15 protein-coding genes are annotated in these 21682 nt (G+C 62.0%); 5 read left to right on the top strand and 10 right to left on the bottom strand.

The window, feature by feature from the left end:
* Positions 1-42 precede the first annotated feature (42 nt).
* The 4 genes from Q368_RS0106530 to ptsP all read left to right on the top strand — a co-directional run bounded on the left by Q368_RS0106530 (position 43) and on the right by ptsP (position 4927).
* Positions 43-468, top strand: a complete 426-nt coding sequence (locus Q368_RS0106530) for a TOBE domain-containing protein (protein ID WP_052360062.1) — start codon at positions 43-45, stop codon at positions 466-468.
* 55 nt (positions 469-523) lie between these two features.
* Positions 524-1582, top strand: coding sequence for a dihydroxyacetone kinase subunit DhaK (gene dhaK, locus Q368_RS0106525; RefSeq protein ID WP_029458279.1), 1059 nt, complete (start codon positions 524-526; stop codon positions 1580-1582).
* A gap of 132 nt (positions 1583-1714) precedes the next feature.
* The gene (gene dhaL, locus Q368_RS0106520; RefSeq protein ID WP_029458277.1) at positions 1715-2347 is read left to right on the top strand and encodes a dihydroxyacetone kinase subunit DhaL; all 633 of its coding nucleotides are present in this window, start codon (positions 1715-1717) and stop codon (positions 2345-2347) included.
* Positions 2348-2413: 66 nt separating this feature from the next.
* Entirely contained in the window at positions 2414-4927 is a 2514-nt protein-coding gene (gene ptsP, locus Q368_RS0106515; RefSeq protein ID WP_029458275.1) for a phosphoenolpyruvate--protein phosphotransferase, read from the top strand.
* Positions 4928-5026: 99 nt separating this feature from the next.
* Here ptsP and Q368_RS23800 read toward each other — a convergent pair whose 3' ends face one another.
* Entirely contained in the window at positions 5027-5533 is a 507-nt protein-coding gene (locus Q368_RS23800; protein ID WP_211249768.1) for a hypothetical protein, read from the bottom strand.
* Between the two features lie 368 nt (positions 5534-5901).
* Here Q368_RS23800 and Q368_RS0106505 point away from each other — a divergent pair, with 368 nt between their 5' ends.
* Complete coding sequence (locus tag Q368_RS0106505) at positions 5902-7038, top strand: SGNH/GDSL hydrolase family protein (protein ID WP_156955665.1); 1137 nt, start codon at positions 5902-5904, stop codon at positions 7036-7038.
* 294 nt (positions 7039-7332) lie between these two features.
* Here the strand turns inward: Q368_RS0106505 and Q368_RS0106500 are convergent, their stop codons facing one another.
* From Q368_RS0106500 to Q368_RS26440, 9 genes are all read right to left on the bottom strand, one after another.
* Complete coding sequence (locus tag Q368_RS0106500; RefSeq protein ID WP_029458271.1) at positions 7333-7761, bottom strand: hypothetical protein; 429 nt, start codon at positions 7759-7761, stop codon at positions 7333-7335.
* Positions 7762-7773: 12 nt separating this feature from the next.
* Positions 7774-8481: a hypothetical protein gene (locus Q368_RS23795; protein WP_156955664.1), complete on the bottom strand. Its 708-nt coding sequence runs from the start codon at positions 8479-8481 to the stop codon at positions 7774-7776.
* A 343-nt stretch (positions 8482-8824) separates the two neighbouring features.
* Positions 8825-9184 carry a hypothetical protein gene (locus Q368_RS0106485; protein ID WP_029458269.1) on the bottom strand — a complete coding sequence of 120 codons (360 nt, stop codon included), beginning with the start codon at positions 9182-9184 and terminating at the stop codon, positions 8825-8827.
* Positions 9185-9193: 9 nt separating this feature from the next.
* The gene (locus Q368_RS0106480; RefSeq protein ID WP_029458268.1) at positions 9194-9946 is read right to left on the bottom strand and encodes a DUF4376 domain-containing protein; all 753 of its coding nucleotides are present in this window, start codon (positions 9944-9946) and stop codon (positions 9194-9196) included.
* Between the two features lie 11 nt (positions 9947-9957).
* Positions 9958-11208: a phage head spike fiber domain-containing protein gene (locus Q368_RS25595; protein WP_156955663.1), complete on the bottom strand. Its 1251-nt coding sequence runs from the start codon at positions 11206-11208 to the stop codon at positions 9958-9960.
* Between the two features lie 6 nt (positions 11209-11214).
* A complete protein-coding gene (locus tag Q368_RS0106475; RefSeq protein ID WP_029458267.1) occupies positions 11215-12201 on the bottom strand; it encodes a hypothetical protein in 987 nt (328 codons plus the stop codon).
* On the bottom strand, positions 12201-13112 hold the full coding sequence (locus Q368_RS0106470) for a hypothetical protein (RefSeq protein WP_029458265.1): 912 nt from the start codon (positions 13110-13112) through the stop codon (positions 12201-12203). Before Q368_RS0106470 ends, Q368_RS0106475 begins: the two co-directional genes overlap by 1 nt.
* Positions 13112-15358: a phage head spike fiber domain-containing protein gene (locus Q368_RS0106465; RefSeq protein ID WP_029458263.1), complete on the bottom strand. Its 2247-nt coding sequence runs from the start codon at positions 15356-15358 to the stop codon at positions 13112-13114. The genes Q368_RS0106470 and Q368_RS0106465 overlap by 1 nt, the downstream gene beginning before the upstream one ends.
* Positions 15355-21648, bottom strand: a complete 6294-nt coding sequence (locus Q368_RS26440; protein WP_052360060.1) for a transglycosylase SLT domain-containing protein — start codon at positions 21646-21648, stop codon at positions 15355-15357. The genes Q368_RS0106465 and Q368_RS26440 overlap by 4 nt, the downstream gene beginning before the upstream one ends.
* Between the last annotated feature and the right edge of the window lie 34 nt (positions 21649-21682).

The raw sequence follows: 21682 nt of genomic DNA, 5'->3' as shown, positions 1-21682 counted from the left end.
CGATCCTTGTCTGTTTTCACCCTTTCGAGAGGGAGGTTGTCGATGCCGGCGAGCGCCAGGAATGCTTTTTTTGGCCAAGTGACGCATGTGCGCAGGGGAACGCTGCTGACGGAAGTTTCCCTGCGCGCCCAGGGCGGGCTTTCCCTGGCGTCCGTCATCACCACGGAGAGTTTCGAGTCTTTGCTGCTCTCCGAAGGGGCTGCCGTGACCGCTCTGATCAAGCCGCCGGAAGTGCTGGTGGGCAGGGAGAACGGGGGGCTGCACACCAGCGCCCGCAACAATTTCAAAGGGCGCGTGACCTCGCTGCGCAGTGACGGCGTGGCTGTGGAAGTCATGGGGAAATTGGACGGCGGCACGCCGATGTGCGCGCTTATCACCGCAAAGTCCCTGACGAGCCTGGAGATCAAGGAAAACGACGAGGTCTCATTTTTCTTCAAAGCCGTAAACGTGATATTGAGCGCGTCCTAGGGCGTCGATCCGGCCAGGCAGGCAAACCCAACCCGCAACACGAGGTGCCCTTGCGATGAAAAAATTGATCAATGCCGTGGAGAACGTGGTCAAGGAACAGCTGGAGGGCATGGCTCTCGCGCACCCCGAGCTTACGGTCGCCTTCGAGCCTACTTTCATCCGCCGGGCCGATGCGCCGGTTGCGGGCAAGGTGGCGCTCATTTCCGGCGGCGGTTCGGGCCACGAGCCCATGCACGGCGGCTTCGTCGGCAAAGGCATGCTCGACGGCGCCTGCCCGGGCGAAGTGTTCACCTCGCCCACCCCGGACCAGATGTACGCCTGCGCCAAGGCCGTGGACGGCGGTGCGGGCGTGCTCTTCATCGTCAAGAACTACACCGGCGACGTGATGAATTTCGAGGCGGCCGCGGAGCTCGTCGCCGCGGACGGCATCAAGGTGCAAAACATCCTCATCGACGACGACGTGGCCGTCAAGGACAGCCTGTACACGGCCGGCCGCCGCGGCGTGGGTACGACGGTGCTGGCCGAAAAGATTGTCGGCGCGGCCGCCGAGGCCGGCTACGACCTCGAAGCCTGCGCCGCCCTCTGCCGCAAGGTGAACCAGTACGGCCGCTCCTTCGGCGTGGCCCTGACCTCCTGCACCGTCCCGGCCGCGGGCAAGCCCACGTTCGACCTGGGCGAGGGCGAGGTGGAGATGGGCATCGGTATCCACGGCGAGCCCGGCACTCACCGCATGCCGATTAGGCCCGTGGACGCACTCACCGCCTATGTCGCCGGGCAGATCATCGACGACCCCGCCTACACCCGCACCGTGCGCGAATGGGACGGCAGCGGCTGGGTGGAGAGCACGCTCACCGACGCGCCGTTCGTCAAGGGCGACAACGTCATCGCGTTCGTCAACAGCATGGGCGGCACGCCGCTCTCCGAACTGTACGCGGTCTACAGAAAGCTCGACGCGGTCTGCAAGGAAAAGGGCCTGGCCATCGTGCGCAACCTGATCGGGCCGTACATCACCTCCTTGGAAATGCAGGGCTTCTCCATCACGCTGCTCAAGGCCGACGACGAGATACTCAAATACTGGGACGCGCCCGTCAAAACGCCGGGTTTGGTGCGGTAGAACGAAAGAAGGGGAAGAAAAAGATACCTCCGGCGGCCAGGAGGGGCGGCGGCCCCTCCTGGACCTCCCGAAAGTGGGAGGCCGGCCAGCGCCAATTGCAAGTTTTGAAACCCGCTCAAGCGGAGGATGCGTATGCCCCTCAGCAAAGCCCAGTTGCTCGCCTGGCTCGGCAAACTGGACGCCGTTTACGCCGCGAAAAAGGACTACCTGACCGACCTCGACGCCGCCATCGGCGATGCCGACCACGGCATCAACATGCACCGGGGTTTCGGCAAGGTCATGGAGAAACTGCCGCCCGTGGCGGACAAGGATATCGGGACCATCCTCAAGACCGTGGGCATGACGCTCATGTCGAGCGTCGGCGGCGCGAGCGGCCCGCTCTACGGGACGTTCTGGATGAAGCCCGGCATGTTCCTTGGCGGCAAGGAGGAGCTTGACGCCGCGGATTTCGCGCGCTTCGTCGAGGCCGGGGTGGACGGCATCCTTCAGCGCGGCCGGCCCGAACGCGGCGACAAGACCATGTACGACGTCTGGGCCCCGGTGCTCGAAGTGGTCAAGGCGCGCGCCGCCGCCGGCGACGATGTGGCGGCCATCGTGGACGCGGCCCTGCCCGTGGGGGAAAAGGCCCTGGCCGACACCATTCCGCTCCAGGCCCGAAAGGGCCGCGCCAGCTACCTGGGCGAACGCTCCGTCGGGCACCAGGACCCCGGGGCGACGTCGTCGTATTATATGCTCGAAACGTTGCGGGATGTGCTGTATGTGTAAACGGGGCGTGCGCCCCTGCCGCATTCTCCCGTCCCGGCTTTTTCGGGATGGGTGCCGGAGTTTTTCGTGATCGGAATCGTCATTGTTTCCCACAGCCGCAAGCTGGCCGAAGGCGTGCTCGAACTCGCCGCGCAGATGACGCGGGGTGCCGTGCCCATGGAAGCCGTCGGCGGCATCGACGACGCGGAAAACCCCATCGGCACGGACCCGATGCAGGTGCTCGCGGCCATCGAATCCGTGGCCGCCCGGGCCGACGCCGGGGTGCTGGTCGTCATGGACCTCGGCAGCGCGCTCATGAGCGCGGAAACGGCCCTCGATTTTCTGGCCGACGACGTCAAGGCGCGGGTCCGGCTCTGCGCCGCGCCTCTGGTGGAAGGCACGGTCGCGGCTGCGGTGCAGGCCGCATCCGGGGCCGACCTGGCCCAGGCAAGCGCCGAGGCGGCCACGGCCATCGAAGTGAAAATCCGCCAGCTTGCGCCCGTCACAGGAGAGGAAGCGGCTGCGTCCGCGCAGGCGCAACAGGAAGCCGCACCGCAGGACGCCCTGCGTCTGGAAATCGTCATCGCCAACACGTTGGGCCTGCACGCCCGCCCGGCGGCCAATCTCGTCGCCACCGCCGGGAAATTCCGCTCGGAAATCCGGCTCGCCAAGGGCGAAGCCTCCGCTTCCGCCAAGAGCATCAACCAGGTGGCCCTGCTTTCCGTCAGGCACGGCGACACAGTCGTCTTCACGGTTTCCGGGCCGGATGCGGCGGAGGCCGTTGCCGCGCTTCGCGCGCTTGCCGCGGACCGGTTCGGCGAGCGCGACGAGGATGTCGCCCTCGCGCCGACAGCGGACGCTGCCGCCTCCGGCAAGCCGGCCGATGCAAACGTCTTTTCCGGAACGCCCGCTTCCGCCGGCTATGCCGTGGGGCCGGCCTGGGTGCTCCGGGCGAAGCTGCCCGAGATCGTGCGTCGCGGCAGCGACGACCCCGAAGCGCAGATCCGCGAACTGGACCAGGCCATTGCCGCGGCGCGTGCGGAGATCGAGGCCATCAAACGGGAGACGGAACGGATTTCCGGCAAGGCCAGCGCCGCCATTTTCGCGGTGCATGACCTCATTCTCGCGGACGCGGCCCTGCGCGATGCGGCCGTGGCGCGCATCAGCGGGGAGAAGGTCAAGGCCGCCTACGCCTGGTCGCAGACCGTCGAGGAGACGGCCGCGGCATACGGCGCGCTCGACGACGCCTATATGCGGGCCAGGGCCGCCGACGTCCGGGACTGCGGCGGCCGGGTGCTGCGCATCCTGCTCGGGGCCGCCGCGCCGCTCCTGCGCCAGGAGCGGGAAGCCATCGTCGTGGCCCACGACCTTGCGCCCTCGGACGTGGCCGGGCTCGACGCGAAGCTCGCGCTTGGCATCGTGACCGAAGCCGGCGGCGCGACCTCCCATGCGGCCATCCTCGCCCGCGCCCTGGGCATCCCGGCGGTCATCGGCGCGCCCGGCTGCCTGGGGCGCATCGCGGACGGGCAGGTCATCGCGCTGGACGGATTTACGGGCACGGTCTGGGCCGCGCCGGAACCTTCCCTGCGCGGGGACATCGCCGCCAGACGCGCATCCTGGCTCGAGGCGCGCCGCGAAGCCAGGGCCAGGGGGAGCGCGCCGGCCGTCACCCGCGACGGCGTGGCCGTGCCGGTATTCTGCAATATCGGCAGCCCTGCCGAGGCGGCCGTGGCCCTGGCCGCCGGGGCCGAGGGCGTGGGGCTTTTCCGCACCGAGTTCCTCTTTCAGGAGCGCGACGCGGCCCCGGGCGAGGAGGAGCAATACGCGGCCTACGTCGCTGCCGCGAGCGCCATGCAGGGCAGGCCCGTGGTCATCCGCACGCTGGATGTCGGCGGCGACAAGCCGATCCGCTATCTGGAGACGCAAAAGGAAGACAACCCGTTTCTCGGCGAACGCGGCGTGCGTTTCTGCCTGGCCCGGCCCGGGCTTTTCCGCACCCAGTTACGCGCGCTGCTGCGGGCGGCTGCCGTGGCGGACATCCGCATCATGTATCCCATGGTGTCGGACGTGGCCGAACTCGTCGGCGTGCTCGCGTTGCAGAGGCAGGAGCGCGACGCACTCGCCGCCGCCGGGCTTGCCGTGCCCGGCGCGGTCAAGACCGGCATCATGATCGAGGTGCCCGCCGCCGTGGCCGTGGCCGACAGGCTGGCCCCGCTGTGCGATTTTTTCAGCATCGGCACCAACGACCTGACGCAGTACGTCATGGCTGCGGACCGGGGCAACGCCGCAGTCGCGACGCTGTGCGACAGCCTCAATCCGGCTGTATTGCGCATGATCGCCATGACCTGCCGTGCGGGCGAGGCAGCGGGCATCCCGGTCGCCATGTGCGGCGAACTGGCCGGGGAGGCGCTCGCCGCGCCGCTGCTTCTGGGGCTCGGGCTCAAGGAACTGAGTATGGCCGGATCGGCCGTGGCGGGGGTCAAGGACGCGATCCGCGCGACGGATGGGGAGGCCTGCCGCGCCCTGGCCGGCAAGGCCCTTGCCGCCGACAGCGCCGCTGCGGTGCGGGAGCTTTTGCGCGCGGGAGACCCTGCGGCATGACGCGGTGAAGAAGCGGCGTGCCGCGACGGCATGCGGCGCATGGGGAAAGCCCCCTTCCTCCGGCTGCGGGCCTGTGGGGAAGGGGGCTTTGCAATGCGGCTAGCCCCTGGGCTTGCTGTGCTTGATCGGGCCCATTTCGATCTTGAGCCCGTCCGCGCCGAGGTTGAGCGAGACGCCCTTGGTGGTGGCGCGCAGCTTCATGATGACGCCGTTTGAATTCTCGAGCCACTGCACGCCCTTGCCCTCGACGGCCGCGTAGCCCGCGTGGGCCTGGAAAAAGACGCCTGGAAAGTCCTCGATGCGGTGCAGGCGGTAGACGTCGCCCACGGCGGTGATTTTCGAGACGCCGATGCCACCGATGCCGAGGCCCCCGACCTTGAACGCGTATTTCCGTCCCTTGAACGTGAGCGTCCCCTTGCCGCCGCTGGCGCTCAGGATGAATCCCCCCTGGCCGAATTCCATGTTGGCGTAGCCGGTGGGCCTGCCCGGGTCCTCGGCGCGCGCAAGACCGGGCGTCATGACGCTTGCGCAGAGGAGGGCGGCCGCGAAGGCGAACGCTACGGCCCAGACACGTGCAAGGGAGCGGAAGTGGCGATGTTGCGACATGCTACAGCCTCGTTTCTTTATTGCGGTTGCAGAAGGGGAAACGGATTGTTCCGTGCGCTTCCTGCGGCCCCAAGCCCCATCCGCCGGGGCGCGCGTCGAGGATAGCCCATGTGCGGGCGCGTGCCTAGGGCCGAGCGCGGTTTGGCGAAGCGGGCACAACCGACAGGTTGCGGGAGCTTCACGAAACAGTGTAAACGCCCTGTCCGGGGCTGTGGCAAGAGATAGTCTGCCAGCCTATCCTGTAAAAATATCAAGAGCTCGACCAGGATCTCCACGGGGTTCCTCAGTCTCCCCGCTTCTCGGCTTCTGCAATAACCGGATATGGGGTCTTGTAGCCGGGTCGAGCGCTTTTTTGGAGAAACATGCACATGGAACCGTCGAAAATAGAAGAAGGCAAGCCGCGTCACGGCAAAGCGCAGGCATTGCTGTGCACGATCATTTGTCTGGTCGTTGTGGTGGCAGGCTTTGTCGTTGCGGAGATTGTTTTCAGGCTGCACAATGGTATCCCCTTGCGCTGGGACATGCCAGGGCTCTACCAGGACGATCCAGTACTTGGCTGGCGTGTGCGCCCCGGCTACAAGGCCATGCGTCAATCCAAGGACTGTGCCGGGCAGCCTGTGACCATAGACATGCATACGGCCGCCATGGGCTTCCGTGATTTCGGTGACCTCACCGCCTCCAGGAAACTTCTGGTCGTCGGTGATTCCTTCACCCTGAACCGTGATGTTTCGGATGGACAGACCTATACGGCAGTGCTCGGGAATCTGCTCGGTTGTGCGGTGTTCGCGGCAGGTGGCGGCGGATACGGCAGTTTACAAGAAGCACTCCTGTTGGAGGAGTCACTGCCCCGGATCGATCCGGATGTCATTCTCGTGCAGTTGCACATAAATGATGTAATTAATAACGACTACGAACTCGAGAGGCAAAGTGTAATCAATAATAACTATCATGCTCGCCCCTATCTCTCCAAAGACGGATCCATTGTCATGGCCACTCCAGCGTATCACTGGACACAAACTTTTCTTGATGGCCTCGGAAGGCTATTCGACAATCATTCACAGATCATACTGGCTATTCAGCACAATTTACAAATGGCGCTGCTGGCTAAATTCAATAAAGTATCCATTGAAAATCATATTGAAAAAGGACAGGATGTGCCGGCCTATCTCCGCTCCTTGGATACCACGAAGCGGGTATTCGAGAGGATTTGTTCCACGGCAAACGGTATTCCGGTTTATGCCTTCATCCTTGGCGGTGGGCGCATCAGCAGGGATATTACGGACATCCTCGATGGCACTTGTGTGAAAATGATCCGCGACGTCGATGCGGCGCTATCCACCAATCTGCCGGGTCAACCCTCGTTCTTTGCCGAGGATTGCGCACACTTGAGTGCTTATGGCAACGCCCGTTTGGCAGAGGAGCTCAAAACCGGTTTGATGGCTGGCCCGGAGGGCGCGTTTGCGCCTCGTGCGCTCCCGTCAAACCCTGGTCTCAGTGCCCGGTGACCCCCCCCGTATCCGCTTCGTGGTTTTGAACAATGGGGTGTCGACTCGGATTTCCGGTCCTGGGGAGCATCATGTCGATGGCGCCGCCCCATGGGGAAAGTTTTTGGGGCTGTATAGCCGAGCGATCGCCGGGATGCGGTAATGCGCACCCCAAAGGGCGATTTTTGACGCACGGAAAGGATGACGAGGGTTCGCCGTGTGGAGGTGTAACTAGTTGATTTTGTTGATTGGCGGAGAGGGTGGGATTCGAACTATTGCGTCAACATGCTGCAATATAATGGCGAGTGCGTGAAGCTATCCAGATTTTGCCCCATTTTTTGCCCCAAACGTGTTTTGAAGGGGGCAGGGGAGGAGGGCGGCGACTCGGTATGTGGGTTCGAATACCACGACGGCCGTCACCCCACAATCACATACCGCCCATCCCTCCCGATCCGCAGCCGTCCCGCCGCCATGAGTTGCTGTACCGTCCAGTTGCAGCCGGAGCAGGGACAGATACCACCGCCCGATCACGCGCCGGATGCGCTCCCGATCCTCCTGGCGGACGAACTGGCCAAAGCGGAGACGCACTTCCCCGGCAGGATCGAGGAAGGCTTCGGTGTCCTTGCTGGCCAGCCAGGCCAAGGGGTCGAAAGGGGAGCGGTGGGGCGGCATGGGGCCGCATAGCGGGGAGAGCGGGAAAAGAAAAGCCTCGACGGAGGGGAGGGCGGCCGGGTCGATATCCATGAGCCACGCCGGCTACTCCCCCATCCTCACATCTATGACGCCCCATTTGCACCCCGTCGTGACGACGTTGGCGGCGGCGAGCAGTCGCCACTGCGTTGACGAGTAGCTGTGCGCCGCCTGGACGCGCATTTCGGGGACGCCGGCAATCGCGTTGAGTGCGTAATTGTATGTTGGTGCATTTACCCATGTAGAGCCATTGTAGTATTGCAAGTTTACTGCGGCGATTGATGATGTAATGCCGGCCGCGTAATTCGCTTGGACAATTGCAAACCAGCGGATTTTTTTTGCTGCGGCAAACGTATAGCCAATCCACGCCTCCCCTGCCACACCAATATCGACTTGCGTGGACAAAAACCACGTGTCGAACCGCCCATCAAATGCGTACCCTTGGGCATACTGTGCGGAGTGATACCCCCCCGCAATCGGAGTCCCCCCGACGCAGGCGTTTGGGCCGATTATTTTGGTGGCGCGGCCAATGCGCGTCATACCAGAAAAGCAAACGTCGTCAGACAGCAAGACAGTCGTGTCTGTCCCATTGTACGACGCATACACGACGGATGCAAAACGACCAGAAAAGTCCTTGACAACAGTACCAATGGCGTAATCCGACGTTGCGTTGCGACCGGCAACAGTGAACGAATTGGGGGAGGCATAAGAAACAGCCTCCCATGTTACAAGCGGCTGCTGCGCTGTTGATGATATGCTATTCCGACGTGCCATGTTCTAGCTCGCTTTGTATCGGTTGACCCATCCAAAAAGGGAGAGTCCAGCGGATGCAGCAAGGGCTGTCAACGTCCCACTGTTAGCGATAGGGATGCCGTCAAAAATACGAGACGGCAAAGAACCCGCCGGGGGTACATCGAAATAGACGGTGACGCCGGCATAGGAGAGTGTCAGCCGGATCGGCGCGGCTGTGGTATTCGTGGCGTGCAACCACATGTCGTCAATATACCCCGCCGTGGACGTCCCGGTGTGTATCGTAGCAGCGGATGTACCGACCGCAATAGGCGCAAACGATGCGGACGCGCCGGAAAAAGGGATTTTCGACATGACGGCCATATAACTACCCCCAAATTTGATTATACAAGATCGGGTTTACGAAATCTCCGTCGCCAAGCAACACACAATTGCCGTCGTCCGCATCGTCCGACGCAACCAGCGGCGCATTGCTAACAATTTGCCCAGGCGCAACGGAAACCAGCGGGGAAGGCAATGCCGCCCCGGTTGTTGTGATCGTCGTCAGCGCCGTTGTGTCGTTGTACGAGGACGTAAGCACCGTTATGCCAGTCGTAGGCGTTCCGTCCGTCGTTTTTGCCAGCACACTACGACGGCGCGTCCAGAAGGGCGTGACGTCGCCGGGGAGCGTGAAACTGTAGTCGCTGACGCGGGTGGGGCCGACGCCTACAGCGGGATATGTCGCCATAATTGTCTCCTAGTTTGCCGGCCAAACGATACCGGCTTCGATTTCCGCCACCTGAGCCTCAGTTGTTACCGTGGGGGCGTTGATCGCGTCTTTGGCCGTCTGCGCGGTTTTGGCCAGGGCGGAAACCCCGGCAGCGGCTTGCGCGCCCATATCGACCGCCTGGGGCGGTAAGAGCGCGTGGTCTGCGTTGTCCGCGTCGCGAAACCAATCCTCCTCGGTAAGCCCCTGCGTGAGCCGAAAAAGTCCCCGGGAAGCCACGCCGTTGATGTTACGCCAATCGCGCTCGTCGCGGGTTTGGATGATGGATTTGGTTCCGTCCGGCCAGTTAATCCAGATATCCGTTTTTTCACGCTCTTGGCGCTTTGCTTCGATCCTCGAGCACGCCGCGTCTTTCAGTTCGGCAAGCGACGGCCCGGCAGGACGGGGACTCCAATCCCCAAACGTCGGGCACCCGGTCGGCGGCTCGTCCAGCACCACCACACCCGTCAGGGACGCCTCGGCGATTTGGTCAAGGACCGCCTCCTCGGCCCGCAGGATGGCGTACTCGCCGGGCCAGTAGACAGCCTCGGTGACGACGATGCCCTCAGCGTCGATCTCGGCCGGCGTCTGAACAACACGGCCGGCGTAGCAAAGCGCATGACCGTGGGAGGCCGTCAGTAGGGTGGTCGCACCAGTCTCGTCCTCAGTCGTCAGACCGTGGGGCGCGAGGGCGGCGATAAGCGCGGCCAGGGAGTTGCATTTGAGGCAGATGTCGTACTGCATGGCAATGACTCCTATATGGTAGACAACGCTGGTAGGTAGGCGTCAGCAAGGCGACGATTGTAGAGCTGCAAAGACCGGATTGTGCTGTTCAGTTGTAGCGCCGAAATCAACGACCCAATTTCCAGTGTCGTGACGGATGGCACCCCACAACTAGAATCAGTTACTACAGCCCCACCATTGCACGATGAAGCCTGATTGTTAACAGCAAACGCAAACGCTATTTTGTATTTTGTATTCGCTACGGGTACTCCGTGGAAAAGGTACGATTCGGCATAGCTATTAACAGTAGATCGGCAAACTAACTGTCCGTTTGCCAAAATACCAATATCGATGCAATTAGACGATGATCCAGAGTGCAGTGATATCGCACGTACATTTGATACCTGTAGACCTACCGTAAAATCGACAACAATCGTCCCCTCCGTCCCGTCCCATAGCGCCTCTCCGCCCGGCCCTACCAACTTCGTCAAATCCACGCTGCACACGTCGGCTGCGCGGACAACAGCTGAAGTTGTCGATTTGCCGTAAGACGACGGATAAACAACCCATTTTTGCAAGTTAGCACCCCATAGGTAGAGGCCGGATGTGCCGTCACCAGTATACATTGAGGAGCCGTTGTATAGCGCGTTATAAACTGTTATTGATGTTGTGGCATTTGTTTGCGCGTAAATGATGCAACGGTAACGGCCATTCCCGCAGTCTTTTATATACGCTTTGTAGTTTGAAAATATCGCCCCTGATCCATCACACGTCGCATCGACAAGGATGGTGCCCGCAGCAAGGTCAAACCGTGCATAGATGACATCAGCTCCAGAATTGAAATTGATCTGTAATACAGATGTCTCCCCTTTCCGCGCGAAAACCGAGTACACAACCCCGTTACCGGTGGCAATTGTAAAAGTACGTGACACGGCATGGAATCCGTTGTCCGTGCTCTCGACAATCTTGTCCATGCTTGTCGTGCCGTCTGGCGCAGTGGAACTGTCAGCAGCGACGCTACAAAGGGATTTTGTCCATACGGCGTTGTCAAATTCATCGGAATACGTGTCCAGATTTGTGGCAGACGATTCCACAAGGAGGCCCTTACATACACCAGTCAGCGGGTCATGGTCGAAGCGTGGGACACCAGAACGCGCGTATCGCAGGATGCCCGAGGAGTCGAAATAGGAGCCGATTGAGGCGCGAGAAAACGCAACGGTTGGATGCGCCAGTTGTTTCGCATTGACAAAATCAAGATTGAGGATGGGGGCTGGATAGCTCATATTGCATTACCTCGCTGCAATGCGCTTGAGGACGGCGACGTAGTAGGTGGCGGACGCAAGATCAACAGCGGTGCCTGTGACGTTGGACAGGTAGAGCGTCACCACGTCCTGGGCCGTGACCTCGCCGCGCAGCCCCAATCCCGATAGAGCCGTACCACAAGAGACTAATGCGTAATCTCCTACGTCCGCCCCGGGAACGGCCACAGTCGTGGATGTTTGCGCCCCGCTGGCGACTGATGGCGCGTTCCATGTCGTCGCGGCATAAAGCCATGTCTGGTCAACCCATGCGGCTGTCCCCAGGTCTCCCGCGCGCACGAGCTGATCGGGGTCGGTTCCGGCAACGTAGCTGGCGGCGAGGGCGGCCGACGCAGCGGCAGCAACCTGGGATGATGCGGCGGCGACCTGCGAGGCGGCGGCGGCGGTTTTGGACGCCAACGCCGTCGCAGCCGATCCGGCAGCAGCCGCAACCGGCGTCTCCAGGTCTACCACGTAGACCATGCGCGACTCGTCGATGGTCGTGATGGATTTCAAATTCGACGTCAGCGCACCGCCGCCAAACCACGAGAAATCGACCGTCGTGACGCCACCGGACTCGCTGGCCCCAGAGACGACGCCGAATTTATACCCGTCCGCTCCGCAGTCTGCCTGGACGTGTGTGCCCACCGTGAGGTTTGTCCCGGTCGTATCGACGGTGCAGCGCGTGGCGTTGACGTATGTGACGGTCCCCATGTTGGCGGCCCAGACTGGCCCCCAGGCTTGCTGGCGGTCGGCGGCGGCGGCGGCGAGAGTGGCTTGCGCGGCCGTTATGATACCAAGCTCGACTAAGTCGGCGCACATGTGGATCCAGTTGACCGCAACGCCGTTGCCATCCATGCCGCCGGGGTTGAGTGTCCCGTTGTATGGCTGGCCGTTGTAGCCGCACAAGCCAGTTCCGGTGCCATTATAGCCAAGGGATAACCTTTCATTGGCGGTGGCGGCAAGAGTTACAGCCATTAGATGGTCTCCTCAATTTTGAATGCCATAGAAGTGAGGCCAAACATCCACCATTCGAGCGGACTCAGTTCAGACAGGCGTCCAACGAATGATCGTTGCTGCATGAGTTGCGCGTCGGAGGGATCAAAAATATACAAGACGTCTTCGGTTATCCCGGCAAGCTGCGTCAAAAGAAGCGCCTTATTGACGCCCTCGACAGGCCGCATGTATTTTAGCTGAAATACTGCCAGTCTGCTTTTTGTCCGCTTTTCAAACCACTTCGTCCCGTCGAGAGCCGAATCAACAATTGAAGGGTCAACCCAGGAGAGGGACGCCCCGTAAATCATGTTGTGTCTAGGGCTCCAATCCTCGGCCATATAAAGGCGTCCAGCCTCCAAATACCCTTTCACATTTTCGCTATCGGAAAGGTATATGCTGGCGTATTGAACGCTTGTGGCATTTGCTGCGAATCCGTTTGAATTGAGCATAAACAGGTATATCCGCTTTACCTGTCCGATTTGCTCATCAGAAACTTGACCGTATAAGAAGTTGTCATCCCCCCAGCGGAGTTGGACCGTGTCGAACCATCGAGGCCAAACGGGCTGCCAGCCGAAGTCCTCTCTTACTGTTGTTTGAGCGGCATCCGCCCAAAGAATAACGCGCGCCTGCGCCCGGCGCGTCAGGTTGTGATTGCAAAGAGCCAGAGCGGACAGGTAGCGCAGCCGGCCGAAATCGACATGGATGACGGCGCTACACTGGTCGCCGTCCGGGAGCGCGACGGCAGGGGAGAACAGGGTGGTTCTCGTGGTCCGGGCGACCTGGCCCAGGAACCGCGTTTGCAAGTTCGTGACAGGGAGCGCCTCGGTCCACCCCTCGCCAGTCAACGTCCCCGAGTCCGCATGGTTGGGGTAGCAAATCAAGCAGTTGGCCATTACCCCAACACCTCCAGGGTCGCCGTGCCGATCTCGTGCGTTTCGGTGATGCCGACCAGGATGAAGTTCTTGCCGGCATCAAGGCCGAAACGCGCATACTGGATGGCGACAACATCCCCGATCACCAACGTAGCGGCCTCGCTCATCGGCACCTTGAACGAAAACCGGTCCAGGCGGTCACTGTAGTAGGCGAGCAGGCGCTTCGCCTCGGCAAGCGCGTCCGTCTGGTTGGTGATGTAAGTCGTGACCTGGATCTCGCAGGCGAGAGGATGGTTCGCCAGGGTCGTAAGATCCTCCGCTCGCACCTCGCGGAAATCCTTCCCGAGCCAATCCACGCGTGTCGGGTTGTCCGTCCAGAGGAATGTGGCCACGGCGCTTTTCTGTTGCGTGGTCCAGTTCTTCACCGCCTGGAGCGCCACGCGGTAGGCCTGCACGCCGTCGTCCGTGTCGTAGGGGGCGCTCCTGTCGAAGGAATCCTGGATGATCTCACAGGCCGTGAACGTGGCCGCCGGCGAGGCTGCGGCCGCGGCCCGGGCCAGTTGCCCCACGATCATTTCTCCGGAGCGGTTGAAGGCCCACCAGACGCCGGCCGACGCTGCCAAAGCGGCCATTACGTCGGCAATGGTCGTCGTGTCCCCGGGGGGAATGAAGTAGCCGACCTCGTAGTCGGCAGAACCCAAGGCGGCCAGGGCCGCGAAGGATGCCTCATTGAGCGCGGGGCCGACCTCGGGGTCGTAGCCGCTGGCCGGGGCCGTGTCCGTGGGGCCGGTGTAAAGCGTGGGTGAGGAATCCGCGTCGATCTGTGCCCCGGCCACGCAGCAGCCGGACACGCCGTCCCCGACATAACTCTCGACGTAGCTCGATGGCGTCCCAGAAAGGAGGACGACCTCCATTTTGAGGGAGGAAAACGTCTCGTCCGGCTGGCCGGCCACCCAGACGCGAGACCAGCCGTCTTCCTCGGCGTAGACTCCGCCGTCAGTGATGAAGCCTGTGGCCTCATACTGCGGCCCCACGGCCGTTCCGTTGGCCTCCTTGACGAGAACGGACCCGGAAGCCAAGTCGATGTCAGCAAGGCAGTTGTTGGCGGCGTTGGCCGGGTTCGAGAGCCGGACGCGGACCAGTTTCCGGTTCACGTCCGGGAGGATGAATATGGACTCGGCATACATGCCCGTAGACAGGTCGAGAATGCGCGAAAGGCCGTGCGTGCCCGTGCTGGTATCCTCGGTGAGGCGCATGGTCCCCATACCGACTCGGGGCGGCGTCGGAGCCGCGGTTCCCTTGACCATGCCCGTGACCACCCAACCGGAGTCCGAGAATGTCTCGCTTTTGGGGCAAAGGTTCGTGCGCTTGCGCCGAACGTAGCTCTCGACGATCCGGCGCAGGATGCCGGCGACCGTGTTCACGTAGACGCCGCCCCGGGCGCAGCCGCGCACGTCGGCCGTGATGCCGGAACTGACGCTGCCGGCGATTTTAAAAATCCCCTTGGCCAGGCACGTCTGAAAAGTGCCCTCGCTGATGTCGGCCGCCGTCAAGGAAGCGATGCTGGCAAAATCGCCAGCCCCGCCGCTGCCGTCGCCGCCATGGGCCGTGTCGAGCGAGAGCGCCACGGCGTCCGTGTAGACCGCGTCCACGGCTTTGATTGGTCCGTTGTGGACCTGATAGAGCATATATGAGGCCGAGACATTGGCCGGCGTCACGTTGAAGCAGCGGCCGAAGGCAAGAGGCTTGGTCTTGCCCATGAGGTCGTCCGTGGTCCCCTCGATGCCGGCCCCTGCGACGTTGTTGCCCAGGTAGACGTATTGGCTCAGGGCCTTGTCGAAATACTTGGAGTAGTCCCTGATCTTGATGTTACAGTAGTTCCAGGTAAATTCCGGCTGGCACATGACGCCGGTCAGGATGACCGCGAACGTCGAATAGGGATTCCCATTCCAACCCAGGAGCAGACGCACCTGCTGGCCGTCAAAGCAGTGCCCCATGAAGTCGTCAAAAAAACCATCATGGTTCATCAGTTGCGCTGTGCCGTACCCGCCGTCGCCGCCGCCGGCGGTGAGCCCATCCGAGAAGACCTTGGATTCCCAATTCAGGGGGATCTTGATCCGGGGCTCATACCACGTGTTGGCAGGGTTATCGGTCGGGTCGGTCACATAGCCGCCGCCGCCCGAAGAGAAGTGCAGAATGGACTGCTCGCGAGTCTTGGGGTTGAGGACCGTCACCTCCATGAGAAAGACCTTGATGAGCTCGATCATTTCGCCCTCTGCCGCTCGGCCACAATCCGCATCTGTCTGTTCTCGGAAATGAGCGCGTCGAATTTGGTCATGAGCGCCGAGAAGCCGGCCCCAAGGACCTGCATGTTCTGCTGCAACGCGGCCACGGTCGCCTTGCTGCCGCCGTCCTTGGCCGCCAGGATCGCTTTCGTCTCGTTGGCGTTGTAGACTCGGGCGTCCTTGCCAAATCGCACGAGTTCGGGGCCGCTCTCGCCCACGTAGGCCCATTCCCCGGCCGCGGGGTCGCCGCCCGTGGCGTAGCCGGTCAGTGAGGAGAGCGACGACCAGTCCGTGCTGGTGAGGGACGACGTGTCCACCGTGGCTGTCGTGGACAGGGAAGCCGTGGTGGCGGCATAGGCGTCGGCGTAGGCCTGCATGGCCGAGGCAACAGAGCTTTCCCATGTGGACTCGTAAGACGAGCCCATGGACGAAAGAATCGCGGAGAGGCCGCTCGAGATGTCCGTGCCGAGCCCATCCAGCCCGGCCCCGAGGATCTGGAGGTTCGTGTTGGCCAGGGTTAACTGGTCGATCTGTGCCTGATTCTGGTTGATGACCGTGTATTGAGCCTGCAATTGCTCGGAGAGGTAATCGAGCTCGGTTTTGGTTGAAGACTGAAGGTTAGTAAGAGTCCCAGTCACTTCATTGTAAATCTTGTAGTATTGTGACGACGCGCCGTAGTACGATTTCGCCGTCTGCAAATACGTCTGGCTGAAGCTCGACAACTTCGAGACGTCCGACGAATAGGTAAGGCTGCTCGAATCTTCGCCCTGTACCTTGGCTTTTAGTTGGTTATAGTAGGCTTGCTGCTGCTTGAATGTCGCCGTAGGCGTGTTCGTGGAAAGCGACGAGCTCCACGTGATCGACTGGACCGAGGACGTCAGCGTGTCGTACAAGTTTTTGTAGGTGGAATAGGCCGAAGATACGGACGTATTCAGCCCGTCCACCATGACCTTGACGTTCTGGACCTCGGTGATTTCTTCCTTGAGCTGGGCAATGCGGACGTTGTTGATCGTCTGCATGAGGTCGAGCGCCTGATACTGCGTGTCCGAGTAGGAGGACATGTAGGAAGCGGCGTTGGCCCAGAGCGCGAACTGGTCGGCGCTCATGTTCCCGGTGTTCATGGCCTCCTGGTACTTGCCCCAGAAGTTCCCCATGTTGACGGAAGCGTCGCCCATCTGTGCGATGGCCGATCCGGCCCCGCCGGCATAGGCGGAAAGGGCGTAATCCACAGCCTGGGTCTTGGAGAGGCCGTATTGGACATAGGTCGAAAAAGCGCTGCTGGCTTGGCTCGTGCCGCCAAGGAGGTCGGCCACGTCGGAGAACCAATCCCCCTGGAAAACCGTGGATACGGTGCCGGACAGCTTCTCCAGGCTGGTGCCGGCGGCAGCCGCCGCGATGGAGCCGGCGTTGTATGCGTCGGAAATGCGCTTGAGCGCGTCTACGTAGACTTCGCCGCTCTTGAGCACATCGTCCACTTCTCCCCGAATCCCTGCCGAATCCAGGATTTGGTAGGCCTGATAGTTGGCCACGGCCTTTGCCGCAAAGCTGGCATTTTCCGAGTCGATGTCGAAGTCGAACGGGAACGAAAAAGACTTGAGCGCCGAGGTCGAAATCCCCATGTTGACCGAGGATCGCCAGTTCTGCGCCGTGTAAGAATCGAGCGCCGACCGGAAGGCCGATTCAAGCTCCGGATCACCTACGGTGTCGTAGCTTTTGGAATGGCTCGTGCTGGTCGAGCCGAACATGCCCGACGTGGTCGTGCGGTAGGTGCTGTAGCCCTGCTGGGAGACGTTGCCGTTGGTGATGTTGACGGTTACGCCCGACCCCGTCTTCTCGGTCGTTTTGGTTTCGCTGCCGCCCAGGACGGACCCGAGCAGGCCACCGACAATGCCGCCAATGGGGCCGCCGATGGTGCTGCCGAGCAGGGCCGAGCCAAGCGCGCCGCCAGCAAGGCCGCCGAGCGTACCGCCCATGGTCCCGGTGCCGTTCGGGTAGATGAGGCTCGAAATGCCAAAGCCCGTGGTCGCCCCGGTTAGGGCGCCCGCGGCGATGGTGCCAAGACCGGCCGTCGATCCGGTCCAGCCTGTGGCGTTCATGCCCTGGAAGGCGGGGACAGAGTTCCCAACCTGCTCGCCGGTGATGCTGCCGATGCCGAGATTTTCAAATCCCCACTGGTTGAGCGAGTCCACCCATGAGCCGCTCCCGGCGTTCTTGAGCAAATCCGAAGCGTTAAAGTTCGTCCCCTGCTGGGCCGTCTGGCTGTTGACGGCCTGGGCAGTCGAGGAGCCGCCGGACGCGCCCGTGACCAGCGTGACCGCCTGATCCGGCGACATGCCCATGGCCACCAGCTTGGCGGCCGTGGTGGCGTCGGTGGACGACAGGCCGGAAAGGGCGCTCGAAGAGGTGGAGACGTCCCACACGTTCGAGCCGGTGGGCGCGGTCCAGAACGAGGAGCCCATGTCGCTGGCCTGTGTGACGTTCGAGGTGTTCCAGGCGTAGGAGGCGCTGTCGCCGGTCAGGGCCGAATAGATGCCGCCCCGCGTGTCGATCTTGGAAAGGATCGACTGCGCGCCAAGCTGGCCGAAGTTGACGCCGAGCAGGCCGTAGGAGGAGGCGGCCGAGGCGACGGCGCGTGTGCCTTCCTCGCCGGCGGGTCCGTAGGGCTGGGAGCCAGCGACAAACGAGCCGTTCCTGATTTCCTCCTGGCGCGAGTATGTTTCTGCGAGTTGCCAATGCCAGGGCTCGGTTTTGGTGCGCCCACGCAAATAATCCAGGCCGTGGGCATCCAGCCTTCCCTGGTTGATGAGGTCAATGACCTGTTTGGCCTGCGCGGAATCGATGTCCACGGCATAGCCGTATTCGTGCATGGAGTAGCCAGGCCGGGCTGCCAGATTGGGCTTGTTCCGGTACGCCTCCTCCTGCTGCGCCCGGGTGCGGAATCCATCCGTGAGGCGGAGCTTTTCGCCCGTGATCTGTTCGAAGTCCTTGGCCATGCTCCCAAGGCTGTCGGCAAAGGTCTGGTTCAGCTTCTCGAGATGATGCCCCGGGAGGGCGGCGACGGAAGAAAGGTCTGCCGCGCCATGGCTCCGGTAAGCCACGGCATCCGCAAAAACTTTTTCGTTGTATTTCCACGTGGAGGACGGGACCGTGCCTGCGTCAACCGCTCCAGGGCCGGCGTTATAAGCAGCAAGAGCCTTGTTCAGGTCGCCCCCATAACGCTCCTTCATCATGGCCAGGAACTTCGTGCCGCCCCAGATATTCTCCACGGGGTTGGCGGCATCCACGCCCATTTCCCGGGCTGTGCCGGGCATGAGCTGCATGAGCCCCATGGCCCCCTTGCCCGAGACGGCATTGGGGTTGCCCCGGCTCTCGTGGTAGACCATCGATTGGATGAGCTGTGGGGGCAGGCCGTACCAGTCGGCCGCCTTTTTGATTTCGGGGAGGTAGGCGGACATGCCGCCGGTTGCCTTGCTGACGGCTCCCGCCGCCTGCTTCGCCGGGGCTGTGATTTCCTCGGCCAACGACGGCGTGTAGGTCGGCACACCCTGGCCGAGCCAGGCCAAAACGGATTCGCTGCTCGGCGCGCTGACGGCCTGGGAGGCGAGCCCGCGGGCCGCACCCTCGACTGTCTTCGTGGCCGTCTCGTTGCTGCTGATGCCGAGCATGCCCCCGAGCGCCGGCTTGAACACGTTCGCCTTGGCCCAATCCATGGCGAGGTCCACGGCGAACTGGATGAACTGCCGCCGCATGTTGGCCAGCATGTTCTTCCAGGCGTCCTCGCCTTTTCCGGTCACAGCCCCGTCAATGAGGTCCACGAGGCCGGACTTCATGGTATCCATCCAGCCCTGGCCGAGCTGCTTCAGGTCGTTGTAGTAGTCCTGCCACTCCTGAAGCTCCCGGCTGTGTGCGCCCTGGTACAGGCCAAGCTCGATGTTGACCTGTCCGCGCAGGAAATCCGTGAAGCTGCCGGCGTAGGCCTGCCGGGTCTGGAGTTCGTCTCGGGCGATGTCCTCGGCTTTCTGGGCTGCGTAGATGCGAAGGGCGGTTTCGTCCGCGCCGGCCTTGCGGAAGTCCTCGACCTCGCGCGAGAGCATGGCTCGGCGGGCGTCGAAGGCGCTGCCGTCGATGGTGGTGAGGCCCTTGTAGGACTCTTGCCACGCTTCCCGGGCCTTGAGCGTGTAGGCCTGATCGACAAGGTCCTGGCTGATGCCCAGGGCCTTGGCCTGATCGGAGGCGTCCTGGTACTGCGCCTTGAGCTTGAACATGGCCCCCTGGTAGGAGGCCTCCGGGGAGCCGGACAGACGGCCAAGGTCGGACATGAGGTCGCCGACCGTGGAGAGGGTGTCTTTCCATCGGTCGAGTTCGATGCGGGCTTCGGAGATGCGAAGTTTTTCTTGAACCCACCGGCGGCCGGATGACTCCAGAGCATCCTTATCCTCGCCCTTGTAGGTGGCCATGCGGTCCGTGAGTTGCGCGAGCTCGTCCCGGTAGGACTGGACAGCCTTGATGCGCTCGGAAAGGTATTTGTCCCCGGCAAGCTCGGCCTGTTCGGCCTGAACAGAGGATGCCATGGACTGAATCGACCGCCGCATGTCCTCGTTGACCTTGAGGAGCTGCCGGCGCGTCTCGATAAGCTTCTGGTCCGCTTCAGCCTGCATCTTCTGGGCGTCGGCGTACATTTGCGAATCGCCCATGGCCTGGGCCAGAGATTGTGCCCGGGAGGCGTTGGCGCGCTCACCGGTCCATGTCTTGGTGGCCTCATCGAGGAGGTCGGACGTTGACTGGTATCCCTTGTTTTTCTCGAGATACCTGGAGATGGTGTCTTTGAGGTCGTAGGCCTCGCGTGTCTGCTGGGCTTGGTAGAGCTTGCCGATTTCGCCGGATTTCGGGATATCGGAGGTGTAGGGAGAATCGCCAGGGGCAGAGGTCTCGCCAGGGACGTAGCCCCAATTGAGGGCAAGCCAGTCACGGCGCTGGGCCTCAAGGCCTTTCTTGGCCTCGTCGACCATCTGTTGCCGTTTCAGGGCGTTATTGTAGCCGCTCCAGCTGTTTTTCCCCGAAAAATCGAGAAGGTCACCGCTGGTAAACTCTTTCCACCAGTCTGTACCAACGCGACCTTCATCAAGAAGTTTTTTCCCTTCAGTAAGCGTGCCGACCTGGGAACGTATTCCAGCCCATTTCGCTATCTCAACCATGGCTTTCGCAACAGTGCCAAGGCTGTCAGCCCACTGCCTCATGCTCTCCTGAAAGGACTTGTCTTTTACAACTACCGTGAAATCCTTCAGAGCTTCTGTTGTTCCCTCGATGAGAGATTTGTAAGCAGGCTGAAACGATTTACCCAGATCGACTTTGAAATTCTCCCAATACCGCTCCAGAGAGAGCGCTTGCTTCCCCGCTGTCCCCATGGCCGAATCATAAGCCCCGGCAATCGCTCTCGTCGCCTCCATGGTCGCGGAAACGCGGGCCTGCATCTTCTGGTTTTCGGTAAGCGCATCCGTGGTGGTGGAAATGGTGCGGGCGTATTTCCGATAGGCTTCGTCAAAATTGACGATGATGCCCATGGTGCGCAGCATTTCCGGCTGCGCCGTCTGGATGGCCGTGGTCATCCGGCCGAAGGCTTCCGAGGAATTGATGTTGCCGATGACGGCGGCGTCCTGGGCGGACCGGGCCAGCTTCGTAGCGGACGAAAGATCCATCTGCGCCTGGATCATCTGCGAGACGGACTGGCGGGAGGCCAGCATGGAAATGCCCGTGCGCTCCAGGGAAGTCTGGTAGGTATTGAGCTCCGAGGCCGCGTAGCCGGCGTTTTCTCCGACCGTGTGCATGACGACGCCGAGCGTGTCATAACGGGCGGCCTGGGTGGTGGACTCAGCGATGAAGGCCGAAGCGCCGCGCAGGGAGACATAAGCCCCAGCCAGGGCCGTGACTTGCGTAACCAGTGTCCCGAAAGACTGTGTCAGGATGCTTGTGCCGGAAGCGGCCTCGCGCATTTGGGCCGCGTTCTGTGCAGCCCGATCGCCAAGGGCCTTGACTTCCTTCTCGGCAACGCCCTGGATTTTTGCGAGGTCTTCGACGGCTTTCCGGTAGACCCCGATAGCCCCAGTGACGCCTTTGATGACGTCTTGCTGGGCCATGCGGACATTCCACTGCGCCTGCTGCTCGGCGGATCGCTTGGTTGCATCCGTCAAGGAGTCCATAGACTGGCGCAGCGAGCCGACCTCGGCGCGCCCCTCGGAAGTCGAAATTGTTACTTTGTAGCCGGCCTCGGGCATGATTCATCCTGGGTTTCCAGGATGCTGCCCGGCC

It is taken from the genome of Solidesulfovibrio alcoholivorans DSM 5433 (genome assembly GCF_000702665.1).
Taxonomy (GTDB): Bacteria; Desulfobacterota; Desulfovibrionia; order Desulfovibrionales; family Desulfovibrionaceae; genus Solidesulfovibrio; species Solidesulfovibrio alcoholivorans.
The sequence above is the reverse complement of the archived record's forward strand: the minus strand, read 5'-3'. Positions and strand labels throughout refer to the sequence as shown.

Coding starts and splice junctions, on each gene's coding strand:
- Q368_RS0106530 (WP_052360062.1), top strand. CDS start 43: ATGCCGGCGAGCGCCAGGAATGCTTTTTTTGGCCAAGTGACGCATGTG.
- dhaK (WP_029458279.1), top strand. CDS start 524: ATGAAAAAATTGATCAATGCCGTGGAGAACGTGGTCAAGGAACAGCTG.
- dhaL (WP_029458277.1), top strand. CDS start 1,715: ATGCCCCTCAGCAAAGCCCAGTTGCTCGCCTGGCTCGGCAAACTGGAC.
- Q368_RS23800 (WP_211249768.1), bottom strand. CDS start 5,533: ATGTCGCAACATCGCCACTTCCGCTCCCTTGCACGTGTCTGGGCCGTA.
- Q368_RS0106505 (WP_156955665.1), top strand. CDS start 5,902: ATGGAACCGTCGAAAATAGAAGAAGGCAAGCCGCGTCACGGCAAAGCG.
- Q368_RS0106500 (WP_029458271.1), bottom strand. CDS start 7,761: ATGGATATCGACCCGGCCGCCCTCCCCTCCGTCGAGGCTTTTCTTTTC.
- Q368_RS23795 (WP_156955664.1), bottom strand. CDS start 8,481: ATGGCACGTCGGAATAGCATATCATCAACAGCGCAGCAGCCGCTTGTA.
- Q368_RS0106485 (WP_029458269.1), bottom strand. CDS start 9,184: ATGGCGACATATCCCGCTGTAGGCGTCGGCCCCACCCGCGTCAGCGAC.
- Q368_RS0106480 (WP_029458268.1), bottom strand. CDS start 9,946: ATGCAGTACGACATCTGCCTCAAATGCAACTCCCTGGCCGCGCTTATC.
- Q368_RS25595 (WP_156955663.1), bottom strand. CDS start 11,208: ATGAGCTATCCAGCCCCCATCCTCAATCTTGATTTTGTCAATGCGAAA.
- Q368_RS0106475 (WP_029458267.1), bottom strand. CDS start 12,201: ATGGCTGTAACTCTTGCCGCCACCGCCAATGAAAGGTTATCCCTTGGC.
- Q368_RS0106470 (WP_029458265.1), bottom strand. CDS start 13,112: ATGGCCAACTGCTTGATTTGCTACCCCAACCATGCGGACTCGGGGACG.
- Q368_RS0106465 (WP_029458263.1), bottom strand. CDS start 15,358: ATGATCGAGCTCATCAAGGTCTTTCTCATGGAGGTGACGGTCCTCAAC.
- Q368_RS26440 (WP_052360060.1), bottom strand. CDS start 21,648: ATGCCCGAGGCCGGCTACAAAGTAACAATTTCGACTTCCGAGGGGCGC.